Source organism: Arthrobacter sp. SAFR-044 (assembly GCF_059414985.1).
On record NZ_JBPFDN010000008.1, the window covers coordinates 211,208 to 235,995 of the forward strand.

Sequence of the window (24,788 nt, forward strand, 5' to 3'; positions counted from 1 at the left end):
CAGCCCGAGGCGAAGGCCAGCGGCGCGGGAGGAGCCCGGACGGCACGACAAAGGCGGGCCAACGTATGCTGGCCCGCCTTTGGTGCGGTGTGGCACATGGCTTGCCCGGGCGCTCGATCTACAGCTAGATCCAGGCCGGTGCCGGAGGCGCGGGGGTGGTGGATTCGCCGTCGCGTTGCGCCGTGGTGCCGTCCCTGCCGCGGCCGGTGGCCCACTGTGCAATGGCGGCCAGGGAGCCGGACACCACGGTGGGGGAGGCGGCTGCCGTGTCCCCGAAGGTCAGGGCGTTTGGCTGTCCAGTGACTTCGACCACCAGGTCCTTGTCCGTGCCGCGGGCGTGCCAGGCGCCGGTGATGTCCGCCAGCAGCCGTTCCAGGACCGGGGCCGGGATGTCCTTGAACGTGGCCCCGTTGTCCAGGTCCACGGCGTGCACCCACACCTCCCGGGTCCGCATCCACACGGTTTCCTCGGCGGGAACCACGCGGCCCTGGACGGTTTTGACCTTGTGGTGCCAGTTGTCGGCGGGCAGGTCGCGCCATTCGACGTTGAGGTGCACGGCGGAGTGGTCGAACAGGTTCCGCAGTGCGATGGGGGAGAGGGTGGCGCCGAAGTCGATTTCGTGGTTGCGGACCTCCACCGAGGGGTACATGGGGGTCTCCACGCCGGTGGCTGCCCATTCGACCAGCCGCGCGATGGCCCGCGCGTTGTAGCCCACGTGGGCTACAACGTGGCGGCGGGTCCAGCCCGGCAGGAGCGAGTTCCCGTCCAGTTCCGCGTCGTTGAGCTCGTTGAGCTTGCGGGCGAAGAACGCGGTGCCGCGGCGGGCCTGCAGGAGCCCGTCGAGCAGGACGGGATCGGTGGTCTGGTCGTGCCGGGCAACCATCAGGCTTCCTTGACCACGCGGTTGGTCAGCTGGCCCAGGCCCTCGATGGTGGTGACCAGGACCTGGCCCTCCTGCAGGTAGCGCTTGGGGTCCTGGGCGTGGCCCACGCCGCCGGGGGTGCCGGTGGCGATCACGTCGCCCGGGTTCAGGGTGATGATGGTGGAGATGTAGGAGACCAGGAACTCCGGGGTGAACACCAGGTCCGAGGTGGGGGTGCTCTGCTGGACTTCGCCATCCACGGCGGAGGTCATCAGCGGGCCGGCCGTGAACTCGTCCTTGGTGACCAGGGCCGGCCCGAACGGGGTGGACTTCTCCCAGGTCTTGCCCTGCAGCCACTGGATGGTGCGGAACTGGTAGTCGCGCATGGAGACGTCGTTGAGCACGGAGTACCCGGCGATGTGCTCAGCGGCTTCGGCTTCGGGGATGCGGCGGCCGGCCTTGCCGATGACGACGGCGAGTTCGGCTTCCCAATCCACGGTGTCCGATTCCTGCGGCAGGGCCAGGTCGTCATTGGGGCCGATCAGGGATTCGGCGTATTTGGCGAACAGGGTGGGGTGCTCGGGAACCTCCCGGCCCATTTCCTTGATGTGGTTGCGGTAGTTATGGCCCACGCAGATGATCTTGCCGGGGGCGGGCACGACGGCGGCGAGGTCGGCGCCGTTCAGGGCGTGGGTTGCGCCGTTGGCCGCCTTCGCCGTGGCTTGCCAGTTGGGGTCCTTCAGCAGGGCCCCGACGTCTGAGAAGCCGGGAATCTCGGTGAGGGTGTCGCCGTCCTGGCGGACTGCCGCGGTGCCGCCGTTGTCGAGGCGGAGGGTGAGGAGTTTCATTACTTGGTGCGTCCTTCGATGTAGGTGCGGTTGAAGTTCAGGCGCTCAAAGATGGGTGCGTCGCTGAACCGGAACAAATCAAACTCCGTTTGAGAACCTGCGTCGGCCTGCAGGGACCAGGCGGCCCAGGACGGGACCACGAACAGGTCGCCCTTGGCCAGGACCCGGGTTTCGCCGTTCAGGGTCACGGTGCCGGTGCCTTCGAAGACCTGCCAGACGCTGGAGCCCACTTCACGGACGGTCTCGGTGGTGGCGCCGGCGCGGAGGCGGTGGAATTCGGCGCGGATAGTGGGCATGACGTCCCCGCCGGTGGTGGGGTTGGTGTACCGGATGGCGGCGTGGCCCTGGGACACGGTGGCGGGGTGGCCCTCGTCCTCCAGGAGCAGTTGCTCGCGCAGCGCGGCGTCGGTGTGCTTCCACCGGTAGGCGGCGATGGGGGAGTTGGTGGTGTTCTCCAGTCCGGAGAGCGGGCGCAGGCCGGGGTGGGCCCAGAGCCGTTCGGAACGGGAGATGTCCGGGGTGGCCTCGTCGGTGACGCGCTCGGTGCCGAATTCGAAGAACCCGGCATCGGCGTAGTGGACGAACGGGATGTCCAGGCCGTCGATCCAGGCCATGGGCTCATCGGTGTCATTGTGGTGGCCGTGGAAGTTCCAGCCCGGGGTGAGCAGGAAGTCGCCGCGGGACATGCGTACGGGATCGCCGTTCACCACGGTCCACACGCCTTCGCCTTCGACGACGAAGCGGAAGGCGTTCTGGGAGTGGCGGTGCTCCGGGGCTGTCTCCCGGCCGCCCAGGTACTGGATCGCCGCCCACAGGGTGGGGGTGGCGTAGGGGGTCCCGGCCAGGCCAGGGTTGGCCAGGGCGATGGCCCTGCGTTCCCCACCACGGCCCACGGGCACCAGGTCGCCGGCGCGGGCGGCGAGCGGGTACAGGTCATCCCACCGCCACACGTGCGGTACCGCCTTGGGGGACGGGACCATGGGCATCAGGTCCGCGATCTCCGTCCACAGCGGAATCAGGTTTTCCTTGGTGAAATCCTTGTAGAGCTGCTCCAGCTGGGCAGCCTCCTCCAGGGTGGGCTCGGGAACATGGTGTTCCTGCGCCACGGATTCGTGCGTTTGGTTTTCAGCGCTGATGGACACTGGCCTTCTCCTTGCGTGCGGACTGAGTGCGACGTGGATTCGACCCTAAGGAAGGCTGGCTGTGATCTCCAGCATATTCTGTCTGCCAGAATTCTTTTCGAGGCATCCTGTGGAAAGCCTCAGGGGTGCTGTGCCCCGTCCACCGGATTGGCCGCGATGTCCATCTCCAGCTGGCGCCGGGTTTCCATCATCACGCCCACCAGCCCGGCGTCGAACAGCCGCCGGAACCTTGCCACGGGAGTGGCCACGCTCAACGCGCCCACCACCATGCCCGTGCCGTTGTGCAGCGCCATCCCAAAGGCGCTGATGCCCTCCTCGGTGCCCTCGAAGTTGGCGGCGAATCCGTTGGCCCGCACCGACTCAAGCTCGCGCAGGAATGCCGGGTACTCGGCGTCGGGAATGTAGTCGCCGGCCAGCTCCGCGTTGGGGCTGCGGAACAGCTGTTCCAGCGCGGCCGGTTCCAGCTCGGCCAGGATGGCCTTCCCGCCCGACGCCTTGTGCGCCGGGAGCAACGTCCCTTGGCGGTCCCCGACGCGCAGGATATTCGAGCTTTCCACCGTGTCCAGGAAGCGGACCTTGGTGCCCACCCGGATCATCAGGTTGACAGTCTCGTTGGTGCGGGCGCACAGGACTTCCATGTGGGGCCGGGATATGTCCCGCAGCTGCCGGGTCCAGCTGAACCCGGCGGGACCTGCTCCCATCGCCGGGCCCGGTACGTACCGGCGCGTTTCGTCCTGCACTGCGAAGCCGCGGTAGACCAGCATGGCCAGGAGCCGGTGGGCAGTGGACGGGGCCACGCCCAGTTCCGCCGCGGCGTCCTTGAGCCGCAGGCTGCCCACGTCCCGCAGGAGTTGCAGCAGCTGCAGGGCGTTGTCCACCGCTTCGATCGAGTAGGTGGGCTTCCGGCGGGCAGGAAGATTCTGCATGACAGAATCTTATGTGCGGAGCGGTACGGCTGCCAGCACAGTGGTGGGATGAATCACACAACTTCCGCTGCAGCGCCGCAGCGCATGGCCGCCCCCGCTCCGGGCGCCGGCCGTTCCGGGTTTCCCCGGCGTTCCGTGCTTGCCGTCCTGGTGTGCTGGCTGCTGGTCGTTTTCGACGGCTACGACCTGATCGTTTACGGTACGGTCCAGGGCTCGCTCATCAGCGACACCGGCTGGGGCCTGACCAAGGCCACCGCGGGCACCATCGGGTCGATGGCCTTCATCGGCATGATGATCGGAGCGGTCTTCGCCGGCCGCATGTCCGACACCTGGGGCCGCCGGCGCACCATCATCGGCTGCGCCGTCGTGTTCTCCCTCTTCACCATCCTCTGCGCCTTTGCCCCCAATGCGCCGGTCTTCGGCGGCCTGCGGCTCCTGGCAGGCATCGGCCTGGGCGGCCTGGTGCCCTCAGCCAATGCCCTGGTGGCAGAACTCGTTCCCGCGAAGTGGCGGTCCACCATCGCCACGCTCATGATGTCCGGCGTTCCCATCGGCGGCTCCATAGCCGCACTCGTCGGCATCCCGCTGATTCCCGCCTTCGGCTGGCCGGTCATGTTCCTGGTGGCCGTCGTCGCCCTGGTGGTGGTCATCCCGCTGGGCATCCGCTACCTGCCGGAGACGCTGGCACCGGGCCCCAAGGGCGCAGCCCCGGGCCGCACCGCCAAGGACGCCGTCGGGTTCGGGTCCCTGCTTCGGGCGCCCTATCTCGGCATCAGCCTGCTGTTCGCCATCGGCACCCTGGTGACCCTCTTCGCCTGGTACGGGTTGGGCACCTGGCTGCCCAACCTCATGCAGTTGGCAGGCTACAACCTCGGGTCCGCCCTGACGTTCGCACTGGCCCTCAACCTGGGTGCCGTGGCGGGCTCGGTGCTCACCGCCTGGGCCGGCACCCGGTTCGGCCCCATCCCCACCGCGATCGCGGCAGCGGCCGTGGCCGCCATCGGATTGCTGGTCCTGGTGACCGGGCCACCCGTCGCCGTCGTCTACCTCATGCTGGTGCTCGCCGGCGTGGGCACGCATGGCACCCAGTGCCTGATCATCGCCGCCGTGGCAAGCCACTACCCGGCACACCTGCGCGGCACCGCCCTGGGGTGGGCGCTTGGCGTTGGCCGGATCGGGGCCGTGGCAGCGCCCCAGGCCGGCGGGCTCCTGCTCGCAGCGGGCCTGGGCGTGAACTCAAACTTCCTGGCATTTGCCGGAGCAGCCGCAGCAGCAGCAGTCCTGCTCGCAGCCGTCGGTACCAAAATCAAGAAATCAACAGCAGTAGGAGTTTCCAATGTCTAACGTCAAAGCGTCTACCGACGTCCTGGTAGTGGGCGGCGGCATGGCCGGGCTTGCCGGAGCGCTGGCGCTTCGCGAAAACGGCGCCGACGTCACCCTGGTTGAAGTGGCACCCGCCTTCGGCGAAGTCGGCGCCGGCCTGCAGATGGCCCCCAACGCCTCCCGCGTGCTCAAGCGCTGGGGCCTGCTGGAAAAGGCGCTGGAAATCGGCGTCCAGCCTAAGCACCTGGTGTTCCGCGACGCCATCACCGGCGAGGAGCTGACCCGCCAGGCCCTGGGCGGCGAGTTCGAGGAACGCTACGGCGCCCCCTACGTTGTCATCCACCGCAGCGACCTGCACCGGATCCTGCTCGAAGCCTGCCAGGAAGCCGGCGTCACCCTGGTGAACGACGTCCTGGTGCAGAAGGTGGAGACCGACGGCGACCGCGCCCGCGCCTACACCGCCAAGGGTGAGGTGTTCGAAGCCGACGCCATCCTGGCAGCGGACGGACTGAAGTCCACCCTCCGCGCCACCGTCGCCGACGACGGCCCGGTCAACTCCGCCTACGTGGCGTACCGCGGCACCGTGCCCATCACCGAGGAAACCCCTGCCGCGGACCTGGAGGACGTCATTGTCTACCTTGGCCCGAACTGCCACCTGGTCCAGTACCCGCTCCGCAAGGGCCAGTTGCTCAACACCGTGGCAGTTTTCAAGTCCCCGTCGTTCGAACGCGGCGAAGAGCAGTACGGCGGCGTGGACGAACTCCAGGCAGCCTACAAGGACTGCGTCCCCGCCGTGCAGGAAGCCCTGAAGAACCTGGCCACCGGCATCCGCTGGCCCATGTACGACCGCAACCCGATCGAGAACTGGGTCTCCGGCCGCATGGCGCTGATCGGTGATGCCGCCCACCCGATGCTGCAGTACCTGGCCCAGGGCGCCTGCCAGGCGCTGGAGGACGCGGCAGTGCTCCAGGACGCCGCGCAGAATAAGGTCTTCACGCCCGAAGGCATCGACGCCGGTGCGTGGAAAGATGCCTTCCGCGAGTTCAACGAAACCCGGGCAGCCCGCACCGCACGCGTCCAGACCACCGCCCGGATCTGGGGCGAGTCCTGGCACGTGGACGGCGTGGCACGCGTCCTGCGCAACATGCTGTTCAAGAGCCGCGGCGACAACAACTTCCAGTACAACGACTGGCTGTACGGCCGCGACGTACCCGGTGCCCCGGCGGAGGTTCCGGCCGGCGCAGTGCTGGTGGAAGCCTAAGCACCGCGATCCAAGGCGGGCGTACGACGGCGGGTGGCTCCCGGCGTCGTACGCCCGCCTTTTGCTTGGCTGCTGGGTGCCGGAATACTTCTGTAAAGTTGAATGTTCAACAAATATGGACTTTGGCATTTTTACTTTTGGCGAACTGTCCCGCAACGGACACACCGGGCTGGCCGAGTCGCCGCACCAGCGGCTGGAAGACATTATCCGGCTGGCCAAGCTGGCAGACCAGGCAGGCATCAGCGTCCTGGGCCTGGGTGAGCATCACCGCCACGACTTCGCCTTGTCCGCCCCCGAAATGGTGCTGGCCGCGGTTGCCCGCGAGACGACCAACCTGAGGTTGAGCACAGCGGTCACCGTGCTTTCCACCCAGGACCCGGTGCGGCTCTTCGAGCAGTTCGCCACCCTGGACCTGGTGTCCGGTGGCCGCGCGGAGATCATCGCCGGCAGGGGCGCTTTCATCGAGTCCTACCCGCTGTTCGGCTACGACACCGCGGATTACGACGCCCTCTTCGACGAAAAGCTGCGCATGCTGCTGAAGCTTCGGGACAACGCCTCCCTGGACTGGCAGGGCACGTTGACCCAAACCATCCCCGGCATGGACATTGCCCCGCGGCCGCTCCAGGAAAAGCTTCCCGTCTGGGTGGGAGTGGGCGGAACGCCGGCAAGTTTCGCCCGCGCGGGACGGCTGGGCCTACCTTTGTTTGTTGCGCTGCTGTCCGGACCCGAGCGGTTCCGCCGCCTGGTGGAGCTGTACCGGCACACCGCGGCCGAGGCCGGGCATGACGCCTCCGCCCTGCCGGTGGGTGCCGGCGGCCACTTCTACGCGGCGCCCACCTCCCAGCAGGCACGCGACACCTTCTACCCCTATTACCGGGCCTACTTCGAGCAAAACATGCCGAGGCCCGTGGACCACTTCCCGCGCTCCACGTTCGATGAATGGTCTGAACCCGGTGGTGGCCTGTTGGTTGGAAGCCCCCAGCAGGTGGTGGAGAAACTCCTCGCCATCCATGAGGCGCTGGGCACCAGCAGGTACATGGCCCAGATCGGCCTGGGCGGGCTGCCGTTCGCTGAGACCGCGCGTTCCATCGAGCTGCTCGCCACCGAAATCATGCCCGCCGTCAACCGGGAAATCGGGGCCCCGGCCCCTGCCTGACCCAAGCCATTTCCACCACCAACACCAAGGACACGATATGCACGCACCGTTCGCGGAACCCACCGTCGCCTGGCAGAGCCCCGACGATCCCAACCGCCCGCTCGTGGTGCTGCTGCACGGGCGCGGATCGGACGAATCAGGAATCATCGGACTGGCCAACCACCTTCCCGCAGGCCACTCTTACGCAGCCGTCCGGGCGCCGATCCCGGCAAGGGGCGGATTCGCCTGGTTCGCGAACCGGGGGACAGGGCGCCCCGTGGCCGAGTCCCTGGCCCAGACAATGGAATGGTTCCGTACCTGGCTGGACCCGATCGCCCCGGAAGGACGGCCGGTGATCCTGGTCGGCTTCAGTGGCGGTGCGGCGTTCGCGGGCGGGTTGCTGCTGGCTGATCCGGAACGTTTTGCAGGCACCGCCGTCCTTTACGGGACGCTGCCGTTCGAGGCTGGTGTCCCAACGTCCCCGGACCGGCTTGCCGGCGCTCCGGTGTTCCTGGCCCACGGTGGCGCCGACACCGTCATCCCGGCTGACCTGCTGAACCGCACCTGGGACTACCTCCGGGGGGCCTCAGGGGCGGACACCCACTCCCGCAAGGATCCGGGCGGACACTCCCTCACCGCGGAAACTGCCGCCGAACTTGCCGCCTGGATCACCGAACGGGCCTGACTTCCGCTGCCCTGGTCAGCCTTCGTCGCAGAGCAGGTGGTACCAGCTGTCCGCCAGCACTTCCAGGGCGTGCTCGCGGTTCGGCTCCATCTTGCGGCGGGTCCACAGCGTGGCCACGTAGTCGAGCTGCGTGAAGGCCAGGGTGCCGCGGATATGGCGGGTTTCCCCGGCGAAGCGCCCGGCGAGCTGCATGCCGCGGACCATGTCCGTGATGACTTCTTCGTGCCAGCGCTCCACCATGCTGCGCACCTCGGGGTCCACCGCCGCGGCCTCGTCGAGGACGTCAAGGTAGGGCCGGAAGACCGGCCACAGCGCTGCCCGGGATTCGAGCCAGGACAGGATGCCGGCCAGCTTGCCGTCCTGCACCACCTGCACCAGGTCCGGGGCGGTTGATCCACTGTCGGGGCCGTCGGCGCGCTCCAGGACGGCGTTCACCCGGGCCATGAAGTCCCGCATCAGGTCTGCGCGCGTGGGGTAGTACGCGTAAAAGGTCACACGGGTGGTTCCGGCTGACGCGGCGATCTCATCGATGGTGGTGGCGGCGTAGCCCTTTTCGGTGAAAAGCCCCAGCGCCCGTTCCACGATGGTGTCCCGCGTGAGCTGCTTCTGGGCTTCGCGCAGCGATGGCATAGCGTCAATCCTAACGTGCAGTCCGGGCGCTGGAGCCGGGGGTGGCGGCCTCAGGCCGTCACGGGTTCGGCCGGCCGGGCCACCTGCGACCCCGTGTTGGCCAGCCGCCGCAGCTTGGGGATGGGGATGCGGTAGTTGATGGCCGCCGCAGTTCCGGAGCCATCGGCATGTTCCCAGCGCAGCAGCGCCGAATCGGTGTCGGCGCCCTGTTCCTGGAGGTCCGGTGCTCCTTCCACTGGCGTGAAGCCCACCGATTTAAGCGACAGTCCAAAGGCTTCCGTCCAGAAGTAGGGCTGGAATTCCAGCGGCGGTGCGTCATCTCCCAGGAGGAGGCCGACGGCGGCGGCCTTGGCTTGGTCGATCGCGCTGGTCCATAGCGGGACCCGGCTCAGTCCACGTTGCGTGGGGAAGAACGCCACGTCACCGGCAGCCACGATGTCCGGCCGCACGCGGCCCCGGGAATCGACCCCCAGGACGCCACCGGTGAGCAGGCCGGAGCCTTCCAGCCATTCGATGTTCGGCACGTCGCCAATGGCGCTGACCAGGAGGTCCGCTTCCAGGACCGTTCCGTCGGCCAGGGCCACCTGCGGGGCGGTCCCTGACCGGATGAGCCGGACCTTTGGGCCACGGACAATCCGGAGCCCGCTCGTGCGTGCGGCTGCGGTGAAGATGCCGGACAGGTAGCTGCCCAGCTGCCGCACCAGTGGTTCCCCGTCCGTCACCAGGGTGACGTCGCAGCCGCCGTGCAGGCACCCGGACGCCACTTCCATGCCGAGCGGGCCTCCGCCCACCACGATCACCGACGGGCGGGCGGCCACCAGTTCCTTCAGCCGGACGGCGTCCTCCAGGGTGCGCAGGGTCAGCTCGCCGTCGTGGCCCGCCTCTGTGCTGCCGCCCAGCCGCCTGGCGCGGGACCCGGACGCGATCACCAGCCCGTCGTACGGGATGCTCCCGCCGCCGTCGAGCCTCACGACGCGTGCCCCGGCGTCGAGTCCTGTGGCGCTGACGCCCAGCAGCTCGCTGGCGCCGTGCGTCGGTGCCGGCAGCTCGTGCGCCGCCGGCCCGTCTCCGCCGTGGAGCAGCGCCTTGGACAGGGCGGGCCGGCTGTAAGGGGAGTGGCGCTCAGCGCCCACCACCGTGAGTTCGCCGTCGAAGCCGGCCGTCCGCAGCGAGTCGCAGGCAGTCAAACCAGCGATGCCGTTGCCGACGACGACGATCCGGCGTGCCGTCACGCCGCCACCAGTTTCAGGGCTGCTACGGGGCAAACGCGAACCGCGGCCTTCGCTGCCGCTTCGGCCTGGTCCCCCTCCACGTCCGGGACGTCGATGACCAGTTCGCCGTCGTCGTCCAGGTGCATCAGCGCGGGCGCTGCTTCCTCGCAGAGGCCGTGGCCCTCACAGCGCGGCCGGTCCAGTTCGATCCTCATGCTGCTTCCACCTCCAGTACCTGGAGCTGTTCGAAGCTCCTGGTGATATTGCTCGGCACCCGGTACCCCTCGCCCAGGGACAGTGATTTCACCCGCCGGGCCAGGGCTTCAACGATGGCGTGCCCTTCCAGGCGTGCCAGTCCCTGGCCGGCGCAGCCGTGCGGACCGTAGCCGAAGGACAGGTGATCCACCGGGTTCCGGGTCACGTCGAAGGTGTCCGGGTTGTCATAGTGCCGCGGGTCCCGGTTGCCGGCACCCAGAAGGATGCCGAGCTGGGCGCCTGCTGGAACGGTCACGCCGTCGAGCTCCACCTCGCGGGTGGTGGTACGGCCCCAGATGTGCAGGGGTGTCCAGTAGCGCAGCACCTCGGCGAAGGCCGCGGGAACCAGTTCGGGGTTGTTGCGGACCAGCTCGAGCTGCTCCGGGTGGCGGCCAAACAGGGCCACGATGTTGCCGATGGAGGCGATGGTGGTGTCGACGCCGGCACCCAGGTATTGGTGGATGATGTGGCCTGCGGAGCCCTCGGGGATGTCTCCTCGGGCCTCGGCGTCGAAAATGCCGCGGCCGATGGAGCCGGGCGCCAGGTCCTCCGCGGTGACAGACGAGCACCAGCCGTAGAGTGCACCGGCAATGGGGAAGCTCTCCTGCGTGCGGTGGTTCAGCGGGCCGATCACCTGCATAGCGGCCTGGCCCCAGCGCAGCATGTTGTCCTTGACGTGGCCGCCGAACCCGATCAAGTCCGCCACGATGTCCAGCGGGAAGGCCCGGGCCAGGGAATCGATGGCGTCGAAGGAGCCGGTGGACACCAGCTCGGCAACCAGCTTGTCCGCCTTCTCGTCGATGGTCACCTTAAGGCCGCGCAGGGCCCGGGGCGTGAGGTTCGCCGACAGGGTGGCCCGCAGCTGGGTGTGCATGGGCGGATCCGAGGCCAGCGAAGTGCCCTGCAGTGCCTCGTTCACCATCGGGTTGAAGCCAAGCGTGGTGGAGGAGAAGGATGCGGGATCTGCCAGGACGTCGCGGATGAGGTCGTAGCGGGTGACGGCGTAGAGGTTGTTCTTCGGCAGGTGGACCACGCCGCCCAGTTCACGCAGCGCGGCGTAGGTGGGGTAGGGGTCCACCGTGATGTCGTCATCCCAGATGTCGATATCGGATTCGATGGGGTTCACAGTTGTCTCCTTGCGGATAGTCGGGGTTTCGGGGCCTGGACCGTTCATGCCTGGACGGCCTCGGCGTTGGCTTCTGTGGTTTCGGCGACGGCGTCGGCCGTGGGGGCTGATGAGCGGGAGCTGATGAAAAGGGTGAGGACGGCCGACAGGACGGCGGCGATGCCCGCCGCGAGGTAGACCGTCTGGAAGCCCTGGCCCAGGGACGTCCCCGCCACACCCTGGATCTGGGGCTGGACCGAGGCCAGGGCCTTCACCATTCCGTTCACGGCCTGGGCGGGGGCGCCGCTGGCAGCGGCCTGGCCGGAGAACTGGGCAACGACGCCGTCCCAGCCGGACAGGTAACCCAGCGGCGGTACGTGCGAGAGCCCGGCCACCGCTTCAGCGGGCAGGCCTGCCCCGCCAAGAATTCCTGCCAGGGGGCCGGCGAAGGCGGTTGCACCGACGCCAAACGCGATGGCGGAGCCGATCACGGGACCCAGGGCGAAGCCGAGGTCGCGCAGCAGGTTGGTGGTGGCCGATGCCATGCCGATGTGCTGCGGTTGGACGGCGTTGATGGCCACGGCGGTGATGGAGCCCACCGTGAGTGCGAAGCCGATGCCCAGCAGGAGCAGGGGAGGGATGAAGGCGGCCCACGGTGTCCCGCCGAAAGCTTCGGGCGTGCCCAGCGGGAGCGTGGACAGCCAGAAGGCGGAGGCTGCCATGAAGGCGAAACCGGCCGTGAGCACCCACCGGGGTGCCACATGGTGGATCAACCAGCCCACCACCGGAATGAATGCGAACGCCGGCCCCTGGATGAAGACGAACAGCACGCCCACTTTCCAGGCCTCGGCCAGGGCAAGGCCGCCCACGGCGACGCTGGTGCTGTAGCAGACGGCCAGGAAGGCGAACATGCCGGTCACGGCCACGATTCCGGTAATCGAGTAGGCGCTGTTCCGGAACAGGGACAGGTGGACCAGGGGCTGCCGCGTCCGTGTCTCGATCACCACGAAGGCAACCAGGAGGGCAGCACCCGCAACATAGCCGGCGATGACCTCGGTGCTGCCGAATCCGGCGTCGACCGCCTGCACGGTGGCAAAGAGCACCGCAATCAGGCCCAGCGCCAGGGTGGCCTGGCCGGGCACATCGAGCTTTCGCCCTTCAGCAGCAGCAGAGTCTTTCGCCCGGGTTGCCATGACCAGGACGGCGACGGCGATGGCGGCGGCGATGTAATAGGCCACCCGCCAACCGCTGAAGGCGTTGGGGGCGCCCGCCGCGGGACCCGGAACGGTGAAAGCCTGTGACGTCAGGCCCGCCAGCATGGGCGAAATGACCGCGCCCAGCGACAGGAAGCCTGCCCAGGTGGCGATGACCTTGGCCCGCGCCCGGTGGTCCGGGGTGATGGCCGCGATCATGGACAGTGAAATGGGAAAGAGGATGCCGGCGCCGATGCCGCCCACGGCCTGGGCCGCGATCATCATTTCCGTGTTGACTGCCAGGGCCGCCAGGACAGATCCTGCGATGCTCACTGCCGCACCGGCGTAGAGCAGCTTCCTGCGGCCGAACAGGTCACCCAGCAGGCCCCAGCTGAGCTCGAACACCACGATGCCCATCATGAACATGCCGGCGATCCAGGTCAGGCCGGATCCGGAGGTGCGGAATTCGACGGCGAAGGTCCCGTTCAGTGCGCCGGGCAGGGCATTGGTGATTTGCGCCAGGGTCACGGCGCTGTATGCGGTGATGAAGGTGGCCCGGATCGAGCCGCGGCTCGAAATGGTGGGGATCAGGCTCATCGATGAAACTCCCTTGTTCCAATGCGAAGTTGAGTGTTGTTCCCAACAGTCTGTAGTGATGTATTACACAGTGTCAAGGAAATTCCGTAATGAAAGTTTCCTTGACATGCTGTAAAGCTTTGTGTGATGCTGGCTACACCGCAACGGAGCGAGGGCTCGGCGGGACCCCTACTAAAGCACCCGGATTCAAGGGAGAACTTCGTGAGCAACCATCCGGCCGCCGTTTCCCACGGCGCCCCCGTCCCCACCCCGGAACAGGGCACCGTCAACACGGTCCTGGGGCCGGTTCCCGCTTCTGACTTGGGCGTGGTCGCAGTTCATGAAGCGCTGCTGTCCGTCCTTCCGGGAGCCCAGTACGCCCCCGATATTTCAATGGACCGGGCGGAAATCTTTGCGGCGCTCGCCGGGAAGCTCGCCGACTTCCGGCAGCACGGCGGCCAGACGATCGTCGACAGCACGGGCATGTTCCATGGCCGCGACCTCAAGCTGTACGAGGCTCTGTCCCGCTCCACCGGAGTACACATCATTGCCTCCACCGGCCTTGGGCCTGAAGAGGAGCTCGGCGGCTACTTCCTGACACCGCAGACCAACCCACCTACCCCGTGGCCGGCCGAAAAGTTCAGCGATCTCTTCGCCAGGGAAGTCACTGACGGGATGGTGGTCCCTCGGGTCGAACGCCGTGCGGCGGCCGGGATGATCGCCACGGTCGCGGACCGGGCCGGCATGACCCCCACGGAGGAGAGCCTGTTCCGCGGCTCCGCGCGGGCTGCCCGGGAGACCGGAGTGCCCGTCTCCATCCGCTTCGGTGCCGATGCCCTCCACGACCTGGACGTTGTCCTGGATGAGCAGCTTCCCGCGGACCGCGTGCTGGTTGGCGGCCTGGACCGCATCGACGCTGCCGGCGCCGCCGGCAAGGTGGCTGAGCGCGGCGCCTTCGTGTGCATCGACCATGTGGGCCTCAATGACCACCCCGACTACCTGACCGACCACGGCCGGGCCGAACTGGTCCTGGAGCTCGTCGCCGCCGGCCACGCGGACAAGGTCATCCTCTCCGGCAATTCCATCGGAGTGGCCAAGGGCCTGCCCGAATACAACCTTCCCTTCAGCCACGTCCTGGCCACCTTCGTTCCATTCCTAAAAGCCCGCGGCCTGGCCGACGACGACGCTCGGCGCATCCTCGTGGACAACCCCCGCACCCTGCTGGCCGTCCGCTGAGCAGCCGGCTGCACTCCCACAAGCCTTCACCCTCCGAGGTGAACGAATGAGCAGGAAGTTTTCATGAGCAAGGTCAATACAGTGCTGGGAACCATCCCGGCCGAAGAACTTGAAATCGTGGCCGTCCACGAACACATCGGCTACGGCATGCCCGGATCCGAGCTGGACACCAAATGGTGGAAGACGCCGGAACAGGCCTACGAGGAAACCGTGCCCAAACTCCGGAAGTTCCGCGAATACGGCGGCGGCACCATGGTGGACGCCACCGGCATCTGCAACGGCCGCGATATCGACTACTACAAGTCGCTGTCCCGGAAGACCGGCGTCAACATCGTGGCCTGCACCGGCTTCGTGGGCGGCGACACCGCGCTGCCCCACTTCTCCCGCGCCACGGTGGACTACTTGGCCAAGGTCTTCATCCATGAGATCACCGTGGGCATCGGCGACACCGGCGCCAAGGCCGGCGTCATCAAGGTGGGCGTCAGCCGCGGCGGCCGCATGACGGACCTGGACAAGCGGATCTACCGGGCCGCGGCCCGCGCCGCCGTGGTTACCGGAGCCCCCATCCTCACCCACCTGGCCATCGACCCGGAACCGGCCGTGACAATCTTCAAGGAAGAAGGCCTGCCACTGGACCGGGTGCTGTTCGGCCACGCCGACGACGGCCTGAATGCCCCCATCACCCCGCACGACTGGATCTACGAACAAGGCGGCCGGATCGGCTTTGACACGTTCGGCTACGACCTGGAACTGCCGGACCCGCCGTTCTGGGGACGGAAGCGCGCCGAGCGCATGGAGCACTTCGTCAAGCTCGTGAACAAGGGCTACGCGGACAAGCTGCTCGTCTCAGCGGACGCCAACTGCAGCCCCTTGGGCTGGCCGGGGGTGAAAGGCCACACCATCAACTACATCTTCGAGGACATGATCCCGGACATGCGGGCCGCCGGCATCGACGACGCCACCCTGAAACTCCTGCTCCAGGACAACCCGGCGGACTTCCTGTCCCTCAAGGCCTGACGGCCACCCGAACACCCCTTCCACCAGGCGCCGCCTGGGCTGCAGAAAGAGACTCATCCCATGAAGGCTGAAGACATCAAGAACCTCCGCATCGCCATCGTCGGCGCAGGCTACGGCGGCGCTGCCGCCGCGAAGGCACTGAGCCGGCTTGGCGCCACCGTCAACGTCTATGAGCAGGCCTCCCGGATGCGGGAGGTGGGCGCCGGCATCGGGTTGCGTCCGGCCACCATGTCCCGCTTCCGCCAGTGGGGTATCTTCGACGCCATCGCCGCAGTGAGTTCACCCAGTGACTACTTCGAGATCCTCAGCGCCACGGGCCACCCGATCATGAAGGACACCTGGCCCGAGGACGGTGACCAGAAGCAGACCCACCTGATCCACCGCGGCGACTTCATCGAAGCCCTCCTCGGCGTCCTCCCGGAGGGCATGGTGCACCTGGGCCACAAGCTCGAGTCCATCACCGACGAGGGCGACCGGTCTGTGCTTGCTTTCGCCGACGGCAAGACCGTGGAAGCGGACCTTGTGGTGGGTGCCGACGGTATCAAGTCCGTGGTGCGCGAGCAGCTGTTCAGCGACAAGCCGCCGGTCTTCTCCGGAGAGCATGCCTACCGCGCCGTGATCTCCGCCGCCGATTCCCACGGAATGGTGGTGGATGACAACCTGCGCATGTACATCGGCAAGGGGACCAAGGTCTACCTGCTGCCGCTGCGGCACCGCAACCAGATGTCCTTCGACATCACGGCACTGAACCCGGACGGGACCTGGGCGCCGGCCATCACCAAGGAAGACCTGCTGGCAACAGTCGAAGGCTTTGACGAGCGCATCGTCAGCATTGCCCGCGGCCTGGACATGGACACGGTCAACGTCCGCGCCGTGTACGACATCGATCCCGTGGACACCTGGCATACCGACTCGGTGGTGCTGATGGGAGACGCCGCCCACTCGATGCTCCACCACCAGGGCCAGGGTGCCAACTCCGCCATCGAGGATGCGGGAGCGCTCGCGGATGCCCTGGCGGAGGCCGGCTCGGTCAAGGAAGCGCTGGCCCTGTTCCAGGCCACCCGCAAGCCGGTCACCGATGAACTGCAGCGCATTTCCCGCCAGGGGTGGAGCGAGGAAGAGGTCAACGACGTCTTCCCAGGACAAAAGCCAGCTTCCCAAAAACCTGCGTCGCAGGCGCCTGCCGAACCAGTAAGGGCCTGATCCATGACCATCCACCGTGAGATCGCCAAGGTCCTCGGCACCCTGCCCGCCCCGGACGGCTCGCCGCTGGACCCGCACGCCATGCGTGCCGGCGAAGCAGCCCAGATCCCGGCTGCCGAAAAGCGCCTGCCGCTCCACGCCGTCGACGACGTCACGGCACAGACCCGGGCCGGCGACGTGCCCGTCCGTATCTACACCCCCACGGACGCGGACACCTTCGGCCTGCTGGTGTACTTCCACGGCGGCGCGTTCTTCCTCGGCAGCCTGGAGACCCACGACCATGTGGCCCGCTCGCTCGCCAGGGAAACCGGCCGCAAGGTCATTTCGGTGGGCTACCGGCTGGCTCCGGAGGCGGCCTTCCCTGCCGGGCTGGAGGACTGCTACGGCGTGGTCCGCTGGACCGCTGCCCAAGGTGAAAGCCTGGGCTGGGACGGCACCCTTGCGGTGGCCGGCGACAGCTCGGGCGCCAACTTCGCCGCCGCCGTCGCCGCCATGGCCCATGATGACGGCTTCACGGGCATCACCCACCAGATCCTGTTCTACCCCTCCGTAGACCTGGACTTCGACGAGGACCGCTACCCCTCCATGCGCGAAAACGCAGAAGGGTACGGACTGGAGACGGCAGGCCTTAAGCCGTTCAACGCCTTCTACCTCAACAGCGGGGCCGACCCTGCCGACCCCCTTGTCTCGCCCATCAAGCGGCAGGACCTCACCGGCCTGCCCGCAGCGCTCATCATCACGGCCGAGCACGACCCCCTACGGGATGAAGGCGAGCTGTACGGCCGGCGGCTGGAAGAGGCCGGCGTGCCCGTCACCGTCAGCCGGTATGCGGGGGCCAACCACGGCTTCATCCAGAATTTCTCCTGGATCCCGGAGTATTACCGGGCATTCGAGGAGACGGCAGAATTCCTGAACGGCGCCCCGAAGGCAGCGAAATGACGGTCGCCGTCCACCCGCTGGTGTCCCCTTGGGGCAGGTTTGGGCTCTACAGCTTCTTCATCGATGCTGCGGAGCCGGCCATCGTGGACACCGGAATCTCGTCGTCCCCTGCGGAGGGAATGGCGCCGGCTCTGGAGGCCATCGGCCGCCGCATCGAGGACGTCCGCTGGATCCTGCTCACCCACGGGCACATCGACCACATCGGCGGCGCGCATGCACTGTGGGAGCTCACCGGGCGGCGCGCCAAGGTGGTCATTCATAAGGCCGATGCCCCCATGCTCCGCTCACGCCGGGCCCACGTTGACGAATACCTTTCAGGCCGGGGCCGGTACCTGCAGGATCCCGAGGGCGAGGCCAGGCAATTGGCGGCGGCAAACGCCGTCATCTCGGGGGAGATGGAGCCGTCCATGCTGGTGCGCGGCGGTGAAACCATTTCCCTGGGCGGTGATGTCACCGTGTCCGTCCACTCGGTTCCGGGCCACACGCCGGGTTCGGTGGCCTACGTCATCGACGGCCAGAATGACGTCTTCGTTGGCGACGCCGTGCAGGTCCACGGCGCGGCCAATGGGTTCCCCGGCTACGTGGACCCGGCCGGCTACCGATCCAGCCTGGAGTACCTTCGCGACGAGGTCCGCCCGCGGCACCTGTACCTGGGGCACCCATACCGTCGTTCGGACGGGACGCCCTACGGTGTGGAACTTGATGCTGCTGGGGCCCGCGAGGCCCTCACGGAAAGCCTGCAGATCGAGGCGCGAGTAAGCGATGCCGCGTGCGGCTGCCTGGCCGCGGGCCTCCAGGAAACGCAATCCCCGTACTCGCCGTTCGCCCCGGTCGCCCGGGAGCTTGATTACGACGGCGATCCCGCCCTTGAGCCCTCGCCCTTTTTCACCACGATGAACGGCTATCGAACCCAGTCCACCACCACGTCTTTCCAGAGGAGCGTTCGCAACCATGGCTGAGTACCAGACGATCGACGCCGGCGGGCAGAAGATTGCCGTCCGCAAGGACCTGCGCGTCCCCATGCGGGACGGGGTTGAGCTGGCCGCCGACGCCTACCAGGGCACCGACGACAAGCCGCGTCCGGCGCTGGTGGCATTGAGCCCTTACGGCAAGGAGCTCCAGGCCCTGGCCCTGACCACCCCGCCGCAGCGCCGGCCCAGCCCCATGTGGGACGGCTGCATCGAGGCCGGCGACATTGCCCGGATCGTCACGGAAGACTACGTCCACGTCATCGGCGACCTGCGCGGTTCCGGACATTCCGGCGGCGAACACATCGGCAACTACAACGCCGGGGGAGTGTCCCTGGGCCAGGACGCCTACGACTTCATCGAATGGGTGGCGGAGCAGCCCTGGTGCGACGGCAACGTGGGCATGGTGGGCATCTCCTACTTCGGGTCCATGCAGGTCCTCGCCGCCGCCGAACGCCCGCCCCACCTGAAAGCCATCTTCGTCTCCGGCGGACACTATGACTTCTACGAGACCACCTACCACGGTGGCGTCATGTGGTTCATGCCCCGGGCCGCCCGCGAGGGCAGGGGAGGGGACTCGGGCTGGGCCTTCACGGACCGGGTGAAGTCCCGGATGATCGAAAAGTACTCCCCGGAAAAACTCAAGGAGCTCGTGGCCAAGCGCCTGCAGGACCCGGACGTCGCGGCGTGGCCCAACCTGGTCCACGTCTTGAACTACCCGACGAACCATGAGGCGTGGTTCGACATCGTCATGAACGAGCTCGACGGCGACTGGTACGAAGAGCGCAATCCCATCACCCTGACCCCGAACATCGACATTCCGGTGTGGCTGCAGCTGGACCAGGGCCGCGGCTGGACGCTGGACGGCACCATCGAGCTGTTCAACGCGCTCAAGGGGCCGAAGAAGCTGGACATCGGACCGTACCCGCCCATGCAGTCCCGGCCCTTCATCGAAGAGCACGATAAGATGTTCCGCTGGTACGACTACTGGATCAAGGGCATCGACAACGGCGTGATGGACGAACCCGCTGTGTCCGTCTTCGTGGAAGGCTCCCGGGATGTGGTGACAGCCGAAGCATGGCCGCCCAAGGAGATTGACTACCGGGCCCTGTACCTTCGCCCGCGGCACAGGCTCTCCACTGAACCCGAGCTGATGGGCACCGAGTACGCCGCCCCCGACGGCTTCTACCAGGCGCCGCTGACCGTCACCGACAAGGTGCAGATCATCAGCTGGAGCACGGAAACGTTTGAAGAGCCCACCGAGATGATCGGGGCCGGCGCCGCCCACATTTTCGCCGAAATCGACCAGCCTGACACCAACTTCATCCTGCGCCTGTGGGATGCCGCGCCGAACGGGAAGCGGCAGCTCATCACCACCGGCTACCTGAAAGCCTCCCACCGCGAACTCGATGACCGCACCACGGAGGGCAACCCCTACCACCCGCACACCCGCGCGGTTCCCGTGGAGCCGGGGAGGATCGAGGAATACGTGGTCCGCCTCTACCCGTTCGCCAACACCTTCAACCCCGGGCACCGCCTGGTCGTGGAGCTGTCCAACGGCGAGCCGCTCGCCGACGAACACAACGCGCTGCTCCCGCCCGACGCCTTCCACCTCCCGGTGGGCAGGCCGGTCACGCACAAGATCTACCGCGACGCGCACCACCAGTCCCGGCTGGTCCTGCCCTTCACGGTGGGCTGATCAGGTCGGGGCAGGCCCCGTGGAATCCCTGATGGTCAGGTGCGTGGGCATGACGGCGAGCTGCCGGCTGGCGCTTCCCGACAACGGGTTGAGCTGGGCCAGCAGCATGGACACCGCCACCCTGCCGGCCTGCTCGATGGGACTGGAGATGGTGGTCAGCGGCGGATTGCAGAAGTCCGCTCCGAAAATATCATCCGAGCCGATGATGCTCATGTCAGCGGGGACCCGGATCCCGCGGGCCTGCAGGCGCTGGAGCATGCCGATGGCGAGAAGGTCGTTGAAGACGATGCAGCCTGTGGCGCCTGTCCTCACCGCTGCATCTGCCGCTGCCGCGCCCGAGGTGGTCTTCGGGGTGTAGGGGCCAATCCGGTGGACCTCCATGCCGCGCTTGGTGGCGTCCTCTTCGAAGACCTTCCACCGCATCTGGTTGGACCACGAGGTGGGTGGCCCGGCAACGTAACAGACCTTGTGGTGGCCCAGCGAGGCCAAATGCTCCAGGGCCTGGATGATGGCGGACGGCGTATCGATCATCACGGTCGGCGCGCTGGTGGAGGCGCGGTTGAACGTCACCAGGGGTTGCGACTGCGAGACCTCTGCCAGCTGGGCATCCGTCAGGCGCGAGGCGGCAAGGATGAAGCCGTCGGCGGATTTGCGCATTTTATGCAGCGCATCCAGTTCCATTTCGCTGGACTCCTCGGTATCCACCAGGAGTTGGGTGACTCCGGCGGCTTTGAGCTGGTGCTGGGTGCCGCGGATGATGTCGAAGTAGAACGGATTGGTGATGTCGGGCACCAGCACCGCCACGGCGTTGGTCCGCCCGGAGCTTAGCCCGCGGGCCTGGGAACTGGGCACGTAATTGAGCTCCGCTGCCGCTTCCTCGATCCGGATCCGGGTCCGCGGGTTGACCCGGTCGGGCCGGGCGAGAGCCCGCGACACGGTGGAGGTGGCCACCCCGGCGAGCTCCGCCACGTCCCGGATGGTGGGAGGGCGGTCCCGCCGGGTGCCCCCGTCAAGGCCTGCCGGGACTGACGACGCCGTCGCTGCTGGGTCTGCCATCAGTGGGCCTTCCTCGCGGACCGGGATAAAACCGGCCAAGTGGGGTCTCCAAGGCTACTCGTTCCCGGAATCCTGTTGAACTCAATCTGAGCATTTATGGCAACTTTTGGCAACCGCTTGCCACGCACTTGCCATCTTCCTAGACTGACTTTCGAGTCGCCTGCAGTGATCTCCGCCACAGGACGGATGTGGCCATGCGGGTGTCCAAGAGGAGAAAAACAATGAGGTTTAAATCGACTACTGGGCTCGCGGCAATTGTCACGGCTGCAGCACTCGCCCTGACCGGTTGTGGGTCCGGAGGCTCCGGAAGCGGCGGAGGTTCCAATGCGGGTGGAAAGGTGGACGGAACGGGCAAGACCCTCAATGTCCTGACCGGCGTCCTGGCCCAGTACCCCGAACAGCAGAAACAGTGGCAGAGCGACATCGCCGCCAAGTTCAAGGCTGAAACCGGCGCCGACGTGAAATTTGAGACCTTCGCCTCGGCCAATGACGAGCTCACCCGGATCCAGACCTCGGTCGTGTCGGGCCAGGGCCCTGATATTTACGGGCTCGGGACCACCTTCACTCCCACGGCCTACGCCACCAAGGCTTTTGTCACCCTCTCGGATGACGACTGGAAGGCAGTGGGCGGCAAGGACCGCTTCAACCAGGCCGCCCTGGGAATTTCCGGGCCGGACAAGGACCACCAGGCGGGCATCCCCTTCGTGAGCCGTCCGTTCGTGATGGCCTACAACAAGGATCTGCTGGCAGCGGCCGGCATCGACAAGCCCGCCACCACCTGGGACGAACTGGCAGCCCAGGCAAAGAAGATGACCAAGGGTGATACCTACGGCATCGCCACCGGCTACAAGGACAACTACGATCCCTGGAAGTTCATCTGGGCCATGGCCGTGCAGGCCGGCAATCCGCTGGTTGATGGCAACAAGCTGAAGATGGACGACCCCACCGTCAAGAAGGCCTACGAAACCTACTTCGGCTGGCTGACCGACGACAAGGTTGTTGACCCTGCTTCCGTCGGCTGGAGCAACAGCAACGCCGTGGCGGCCTTTGCCAGCGGCAAGGCCGGCTACCTGATGATGACCACTGGCACCTCTATCCCGACGCTCGATAAGTCGGCCATCGCCGGCAAATACGAGTACACGCTGATGCCCACCATCCCCCCGGGTGAGACGCAGTCCAAGTCCGACGGTGATGCAGCCAGCATCCTCTCCGGTGACAACCTGGTGGTGGCCGACTACTCCAAGCAGAAGGATCTCGCGTTCGCCTACATCAAGCTGATCACGTCCAAGGATGAGCAGTTGAACTACCAGAAGATCTTCGGCGATTTGCCGGCCAACGCCGAGGCCCTCGCCAGCCTGACCGATCCGAAGCTCAAGCCGATGGCTGACGCCGCTGCCAAGTCCAAGGCGACACCCTTTACCGGTGCCTGGGGCGATATCCAGCTCGGACTCCTGAATGTCACCGTCCAGTCCATTCCGGACCTGGCCGCGGGCAAGGTGGACGATTCTGCCCTGGACCAAAGGATCAAGGACGCCCAGAACAAGGGCCAGGCTTCCCTGGACCGGGCCTCCAAAGGATAAGTCCTGATGTCAACCGACGCCTCACATGAAGTCCGGCTTGCGGCGGATACCGCCGCAAGCCGGGCGCCCCGGAACGCGGATGACGCCGGGCAGCAGCCCGGCCACAAGGGCGGCAAGCGCCGCAAGGGACTGAGCGAACGCAACCGGCCGCTCTGGATGTTGATCCCCGGCGGGGCCCTGATGATCATCATCATCGTGCTCCCGCTCCTGCTGGGCATCTACATGTCGGTCCTCAACCTGGACCAATACACCCTGCGGAAGTGGATCAGTGCACCGCTCATCGGAGCCGAAAACTTCGTTGAAGCTGTCACTGCTTCGCCGCTGCTGCACGCCGTCTGGCTCAGCGTCAGCTACTCACTCCTGGCCATGGTGGTCACGCTGCCGCTGGGCATCGCCGCCGCTGTGGCCACCCAGAACGCCTTCAAGGGGCGGGCAGTGATCCGCTCCATCTTCCTGATCCCGTACGTCCTCCCATCCTTCGTGGTGGCCACTGTCTGGCGGACCATGCTCCAGCCCGGCGGCATCGTGGACGAAGCGTTGGGCACAGTGGGGATCCACGTGGGGCTGTGGCTCAACGGGCCGCAGACCTTCTGGACACTGGTCCTGGTCCAGATCTGGGCGTCCTGGCCGTTCATCTACCTGCTGGCGCTCTCCGGCCTGCAGTCCGTTGACCATGAGGTGCATGAGGCCTCGGCCCTCGACGGTGCGCTGTGGTGGAACAAGTTGCGGTACGTGGTCTTCCCCTACCTCAAGGGCCCGCTGTCGCTGGCCTTCCTGATCGGGATGCTGCACCACATCAACAACTTCACCCTTCCGTTCGTGCTCTTCGGCGTCCCGGCCCCCGCCGACGTCGAGGTCCTCCCCATCCTGACGTACGTCACGAGCTTCCAGAGCTTCCGGTTTGGCCTGAGCGCGGCGATGGCCTTCATCTCCCTGGTGCTCATCGCCATCCCGCTGTTCGTCTACCTGCGTGCCGTCAAGCTTGACGACGCCGAAACACCAGGAGGCAAGAAATGAGCACCACGACAGCCACCCGGCAAAGTCCGGACACCCTCCACATTGACCGCCCCGGTTCGCACCGCCAGCACGAGGTCCTGCGCCTTCTTCCCACCCCCTTGCTGATCGTCATCCTGGTGTTCCTGGGCGTATTGGTCCTGACTCCCGTGCTGTACATTTTCCTGGCCTCGGTGAACTCGGACATCGGTGTGGCCAACGGCGAGTTCTGGCCGTCCTCGGTGACGTTCGAAAACTACTCGAAGATCTGGACCAGCGTGGGCCTGGCCACGGGCCTTACCAACAGCGTCCTGGTGGCCGGGGCAACCGCTGTGGTCTCCGCCGCGCTGTCCATTTCCACCGCTTTCGTCCTGGTCCGCTACACCTTCCGCGGGCGGCTGACCATCCTGCGCGGCCTGCTGGCACTGCAGTCCGTCCCCGGAACCCTGATGGTACTGCCGGTCTTCGTGCTGTTTTCCTCGGCTGCGACCTATCTCGGGATCCAGGTCATTGGGACCCAGTGGGGCCTGTTTGTCACGTACCTGACCTTCGCCATGCCGTTCTCCACCTGGGTGATGGTCACTTATCTTCGTGGGCTTCCCAAGGAACTGGAGGAGGCCGCCCGTATCGACGGCGCGTCCAACCTGGGAGTGCTCTTCCGGATCATCCTGCCGCTGAGCTGGCCCGGCATTGTCGTCTCAGGCATCTTCGCCTTCCTGCTCGGCTGGAACGACGTCCTGTTCGCCTCGGTGATGACGCGCCCGGAAAGCCAGACCGCCGCCGTCGCACTCCAAATCTTTGGTGCCTCGCAGGAAGGCGGCGCTATTCCCTACTACGGCCAGATGATGGCGGCGGCGCTGGTCTGTGCCGCACCAGTGGTCATTCTCTACCTGATATTCCAGCGTTACCTAGTAGGCGGGCTGACCGCCGGAGGAGTTAAATAAC

General features: G+C 66.7%; 23 protein-coding genes. 13 read left to right on the forward strand and 10 right to left on the reverse strand.

Going from position 1 to position 24,788, the window contains the following annotated elements; translation table 11 throughout:
• Positions 1 to 124: 124 nt before the first annotated feature.
• The 4 genes from ACR65J_RS14225 to ACR65J_RS14240 form a co-directional block, all read right to left on the reverse strand.
• Entirely contained in the window at positions 125 to 883 is a 759-nt protein-coding gene (locus ACR65J_RS14225) for a maleylpyruvate isomerase family mycothiol-dependent enzyme (protein ID WP_440170056.1), read from the reverse strand.
• A complete protein-coding gene (locus ACR65J_RS14230; RefSeq protein WP_440170059.1) occupies positions 883 to 1,710 on the reverse strand; it encodes a fumarylacetoacetate hydrolase family protein in 828 nt (275 codons plus the stop codon). The genes ACR65J_RS14225 and ACR65J_RS14230 overlap by 1 nt, the downstream gene beginning before the upstream one ends.
• Complete coding sequence (locus tag ACR65J_RS14235) at positions 1,710 to 2,852, reverse strand: cupin domain-containing protein (RefSeq protein ID WP_440170062.1); 1,143 nt, start codon at positions 2,850 to 2,852, stop codon at positions 1,710 to 1,712. The genes ACR65J_RS14230 and ACR65J_RS14235 overlap by 1 nt, the downstream gene beginning before the upstream one ends.
• A 119-nt stretch (positions 2,853 to 2,971) precedes the next feature.
• Positions 2,972 to 3,778, reverse strand: a complete 807-nt coding sequence (locus ACR65J_RS14240) for an IclR family transcriptional regulator (protein ID WP_440170065.1) — start codon at positions 3,776 to 3,778, stop codon at positions 2,972 to 2,974.
• 48 nt (positions 3,779 to 3,826) lie between these two features.
• Between ACR65J_RS14240 and ACR65J_RS14245 the strand changes: the two genes are divergently transcribed.
• The 4 genes from ACR65J_RS14245 to ACR65J_RS14260 all read left to right on the forward strand — a co-directional run bounded on the left by ACR65J_RS14245 (position 3,827) and on the right by ACR65J_RS14260 (position 8,182).
• Positions 3,827 to 5,122, forward strand: coding sequence for an MFS transporter (locus ACR65J_RS14245; protein ID WP_440170067.1), 1,296 nt, complete (start codon positions 3,827 to 3,829; stop codon positions 5,120 to 5,122).
• Complete coding sequence (locus tag ACR65J_RS14250) at positions 5,115 to 6,362, forward strand: FAD-dependent oxidoreductase (protein WP_440170070.1); 1,248 nt, start codon at positions 5,115 to 5,117, stop codon at positions 6,360 to 6,362. The genes ACR65J_RS14245 and ACR65J_RS14250 overlap by 8 nt, the downstream gene beginning before the upstream one ends.
• Before the next feature lie 115 nt (positions 6,363 to 6,477).
• Entirely contained in the window at positions 6,478 to 7,518 is a 1,041-nt protein-coding gene (locus ACR65J_RS14255; protein ID WP_440170072.1) for an LLM class flavin-dependent oxidoreductase, read from the forward strand.
• Positions 7,519 to 7,555: 37 nt separating this feature from the next.
• Complete coding sequence (locus tag ACR65J_RS14260; protein ID WP_440170074.1) at positions 7,556 to 8,182, forward strand: alpha/beta hydrolase; 627 nt, start codon at positions 7,556 to 7,558, stop codon at positions 8,180 to 8,182.
• 15 nt (positions 8,183 to 8,197) lie between these two features.
• Here the strand turns inward: ACR65J_RS14260 and ACR65J_RS14265 are convergent, their stop codons facing one another.
• Genes ACR65J_RS14265 through ACR65J_RS14285 form a run of 5 tightly spaced genes read right to left on the reverse strand, consistent with a single transcriptional unit; the run spans position 8,198 to position 13,173 of the window.
• Entirely contained in the window at positions 8,198 to 8,812 is a 615-nt protein-coding gene (locus tag ACR65J_RS14265) for a TetR/AcrR family transcriptional regulator (RefSeq protein WP_440170076.1), read from the reverse strand.
• A 50-nt stretch (positions 8,813 to 8,862) separates the two neighbouring features.
• Complete coding sequence (locus tag ACR65J_RS14270) at positions 8,863 to 10,044, reverse strand: NAD(P)/FAD-dependent oxidoreductase (RefSeq protein WP_440170079.1); 1,182 nt, start codon at positions 10,042 to 10,044, stop codon at positions 8,863 to 8,865.
• Positions 10,041 to 10,238, reverse strand: a complete 198-nt coding sequence (locus ACR65J_RS14275; RefSeq protein ID WP_440170081.1) for a ferredoxin — start codon at positions 10,236 to 10,238, stop codon at positions 10,041 to 10,043. Before ACR65J_RS14275 ends, ACR65J_RS14270 begins: the two co-directional genes overlap by 4 nt.
• Positions 10,235 to 11,404: a cytochrome P450 gene (locus ACR65J_RS14280; protein ID WP_440170083.1), complete on the reverse strand. Its 1,170-nt coding sequence runs from the start codon at positions 11,402 to 11,404 to the stop codon at positions 10,235 to 10,237. Before ACR65J_RS14280 ends, ACR65J_RS14275 begins: the two co-directional genes overlap by 4 nt.
• A gap of 44 nt (positions 11,405 to 11,448) precedes the next feature.
• Positions 11,449 to 13,173, reverse strand: coding sequence for an MFS transporter (locus ACR65J_RS14285; RefSeq protein ID WP_440170086.1), 1,725 nt, complete (start codon positions 13,171 to 13,173; stop codon positions 11,449 to 11,451).
• 201 nt (positions 13,174 to 13,374) lie between these two features.
• Between ACR65J_RS14285 and ACR65J_RS14290 the strand changes: the two genes are divergently transcribed.
• The 6 genes from ACR65J_RS14290 to ACR65J_RS14315 all read left to right on the forward strand — a co-directional run bounded on the left by ACR65J_RS14290 (position 13,375) and on the right by ACR65J_RS14315 (position 20,214).
• Positions 13,375 to 14,388 carry a phosphotriesterase family protein gene (locus ACR65J_RS14290; RefSeq protein WP_440170088.1) on the forward strand — a complete coding sequence of 338 codons (1,014 nt, stop codon included), beginning with the start codon at positions 13,375 to 13,377 and terminating at the stop codon, positions 14,386 to 14,388.
• Positions 14,389 to 14,451: 63 nt separating this feature from the next.
• Positions 14,452 to 15,405, forward strand: coding sequence for a phosphotriesterase family protein (locus tag ACR65J_RS14295; RefSeq protein ID WP_440170090.1), 954 nt, complete (start codon positions 14,452 to 14,454; stop codon positions 15,403 to 15,405).
• 60 nt (positions 15,406 to 15,465) lie between these two features.
• Positions 15,466 to 16,608 carry an FAD-dependent oxidoreductase gene (locus tag ACR65J_RS14300; RefSeq protein WP_440170093.1) on the forward strand — a complete coding sequence of 381 codons (1,143 nt, stop codon included), beginning with the start codon at positions 15,466 to 15,468 and terminating at the stop codon, positions 16,606 to 16,608.
• Positions 16,609 to 16,611: 3 nt separating this feature from the next.
• Positions 16,612 to 17,547, forward strand: a complete 936-nt coding sequence (locus tag ACR65J_RS14305) for an alpha/beta hydrolase (RefSeq protein ID WP_440170095.1) — start codon at positions 16,612 to 16,614, stop codon at positions 17,545 to 17,547.
• The gene (locus ACR65J_RS14310; protein ID WP_440170098.1) at positions 17,544 to 18,506 is read left to right on the forward strand and encodes an MBL fold metallo-hydrolase; all 963 of its coding nucleotides are present in this window, start codon (positions 17,544 to 17,546) and stop codon (positions 18,504 to 18,506) included. The genes ACR65J_RS14305 and ACR65J_RS14310 overlap by 4 nt, the downstream gene beginning before the upstream one ends.
• On the forward strand, positions 18,499 to 20,214 hold the full coding sequence (locus ACR65J_RS14315; RefSeq protein ID WP_440170101.1) for a CocE/NonD family hydrolase: 1,716 nt from the start codon (positions 18,499 to 18,501) through the stop codon (positions 20,212 to 20,214). Before ACR65J_RS14310 ends, ACR65J_RS14315 begins: the two co-directional genes overlap by 8 nt.
• Here the strand turns inward: ACR65J_RS14315 and ACR65J_RS14320 are convergent, their stop codons facing one another.
• Positions 20,215 to 21,270: a LacI family DNA-binding transcriptional regulator gene (locus ACR65J_RS14320; RefSeq protein ID WP_440170103.1), complete on the reverse strand. Its 1,056-nt coding sequence runs from the start codon at positions 21,268 to 21,270 to the stop codon at positions 20,215 to 20,217.
• Positions 21,271 to 21,491: 221 nt separating this feature from the next.
• Between ACR65J_RS14320 and ACR65J_RS14325 the strand changes: the two genes are divergently transcribed.
• The 3 genes from ACR65J_RS14325 to ACR65J_RS14335 are packed head-to-tail and all read left to right on the forward strand — an operon-like array spanning position 21,492 to position 24,787.
• Complete coding sequence (locus ACR65J_RS14325) at positions 21,492 to 22,850, forward strand: ABC transporter substrate-binding protein (protein WP_440170105.1); 1,359 nt, start codon at positions 21,492 to 21,494, stop codon at positions 22,848 to 22,850.
• A gap of 6 nt (positions 22,851 to 22,856) precedes the next feature.
• A complete protein-coding gene (locus ACR65J_RS14330; RefSeq protein WP_440170108.1) occupies positions 22,857 to 23,867 on the forward strand; it encodes a carbohydrate ABC transporter permease in 1,011 nt (336 codons plus the stop codon).
• Positions 23,864 to 24,787: a carbohydrate ABC transporter permease gene (locus tag ACR65J_RS14335; RefSeq protein ID WP_440170111.1), complete on the forward strand. Its 924-nt coding sequence runs from the start codon at positions 23,864 to 23,866 to the stop codon at positions 24,785 to 24,787. The genes ACR65J_RS14330 and ACR65J_RS14335 overlap by 4 nt, the downstream gene beginning before the upstream one ends.
• Position 24,788: the final 1 nt, after the last annotated feature.

Coding starts and splice junctions, on each gene's coding strand:
- ACR65J_RS14225 (WP_440170056.1), bottom strand. CDS start 883: ATGGTTGCCCGGCACGACCAGACCACCGATCCCGTCCTGCTCGACGGG.
- ACR65J_RS14230 (WP_440170059.1), bottom strand. CDS start 1,710: ATGAAACTCCTCACCCTCCGCCTCGACAACGGCGGCACCGCGGCAGTC.
- ACR65J_RS14240 (WP_440170065.1), bottom strand. CDS start 3,778: ATGCAGAATCTTCCTGCCCGCCGGAAGCCCACCTACTCGATCGAAGCG.
- ACR65J_RS14245 (WP_440170067.1), top strand. CDS start 3,827: ATGAATCACACAACTTCCGCTGCAGCGCCGCAGCGCATGGCCGCCCCC.
- ACR65J_RS14250 (WP_440170070.1), top strand. CDS start 5,115: ATGTCTAACGTCAAAGCGTCTACCGACGTCCTGGTAGTGGGCGGCGGC.
- ACR65J_RS14255 (WP_440170072.1), top strand. CDS start 6,478: ATGGACTTTGGCATTTTTACTTTTGGCGAACTGTCCCGCAACGGACAC.
- ACR65J_RS14260 (WP_440170074.1), top strand. CDS start 7,556: ATGCACGCACCGTTCGCGGAACCCACCGTCGCCTGGCAGAGCCCCGAC.
- ACR65J_RS14265 (WP_440170076.1), bottom strand. CDS start 8,812: ATGCCATCGCTGCGCGAAGCCCAGAAGCAGCTCACGCGGGACACCATC.
- ACR65J_RS14275 (WP_440170081.1), bottom strand. CDS start 10,238: ATGAGGATCGAACTGGACCGGCCGCGCTGTGAGGGCCACGGCCTCTGC.
- ACR65J_RS14285 (WP_440170086.1), bottom strand. CDS start 13,173: ATGAGCCTGATCCCCACCATTTCGAGCCGCGGCTCGATCCGGGCCACC.
- ACR65J_RS14295 (WP_440170090.1), top strand. CDS start 14,452: ATGAGCAAGGTCAATACAGTGCTGGGAACCATCCCGGCCGAAGAACTT.
- ACR65J_RS14300 (WP_440170093.1), top strand. CDS start 15,466: ATGAAGGCTGAAGACATCAAGAACCTCCGCATCGCCATCGTCGGCGCA.
- ACR65J_RS14305 (WP_440170095.1), top strand. CDS start 16,612: ATGACCATCCACCGTGAGATCGCCAAGGTCCTCGGCACCCTGCCCGCC.
- ACR65J_RS14310 (WP_440170098.1), top strand. CDS start 17,544: ATGACGGTCGCCGTCCACCCGCTGGTGTCCCCTTGGGGCAGGTTTGGG.
- ACR65J_RS14315 (WP_440170101.1), top strand. CDS start 18,499: ATGGCTGAGTACCAGACGATCGACGCCGGCGGGCAGAAGATTGCCGTC.
- ACR65J_RS14320 (WP_440170103.1), bottom strand. CDS start 21,270: ATGGCAGACCCAGCAGCGACGGCGTCGTCAGTCCCGGCAGGCCTTGAC.
- ACR65J_RS14325 (WP_440170105.1), top strand. CDS start 21,492: ATGAGGTTTAAATCGACTACTGGGCTCGCGGCAATTGTCACGGCTGCA.
- ACR65J_RS14330 (WP_440170108.1), top strand. CDS start 22,857: ATGTCAACCGACGCCTCACATGAAGTCCGGCTTGCGGCGGATACCGCC.
- ACR65J_RS14335 (WP_440170111.1), top strand. CDS start 23,864: ATGAGCACCACGACAGCCACCCGGCAAAGTCCGGACACCCTCCACATT.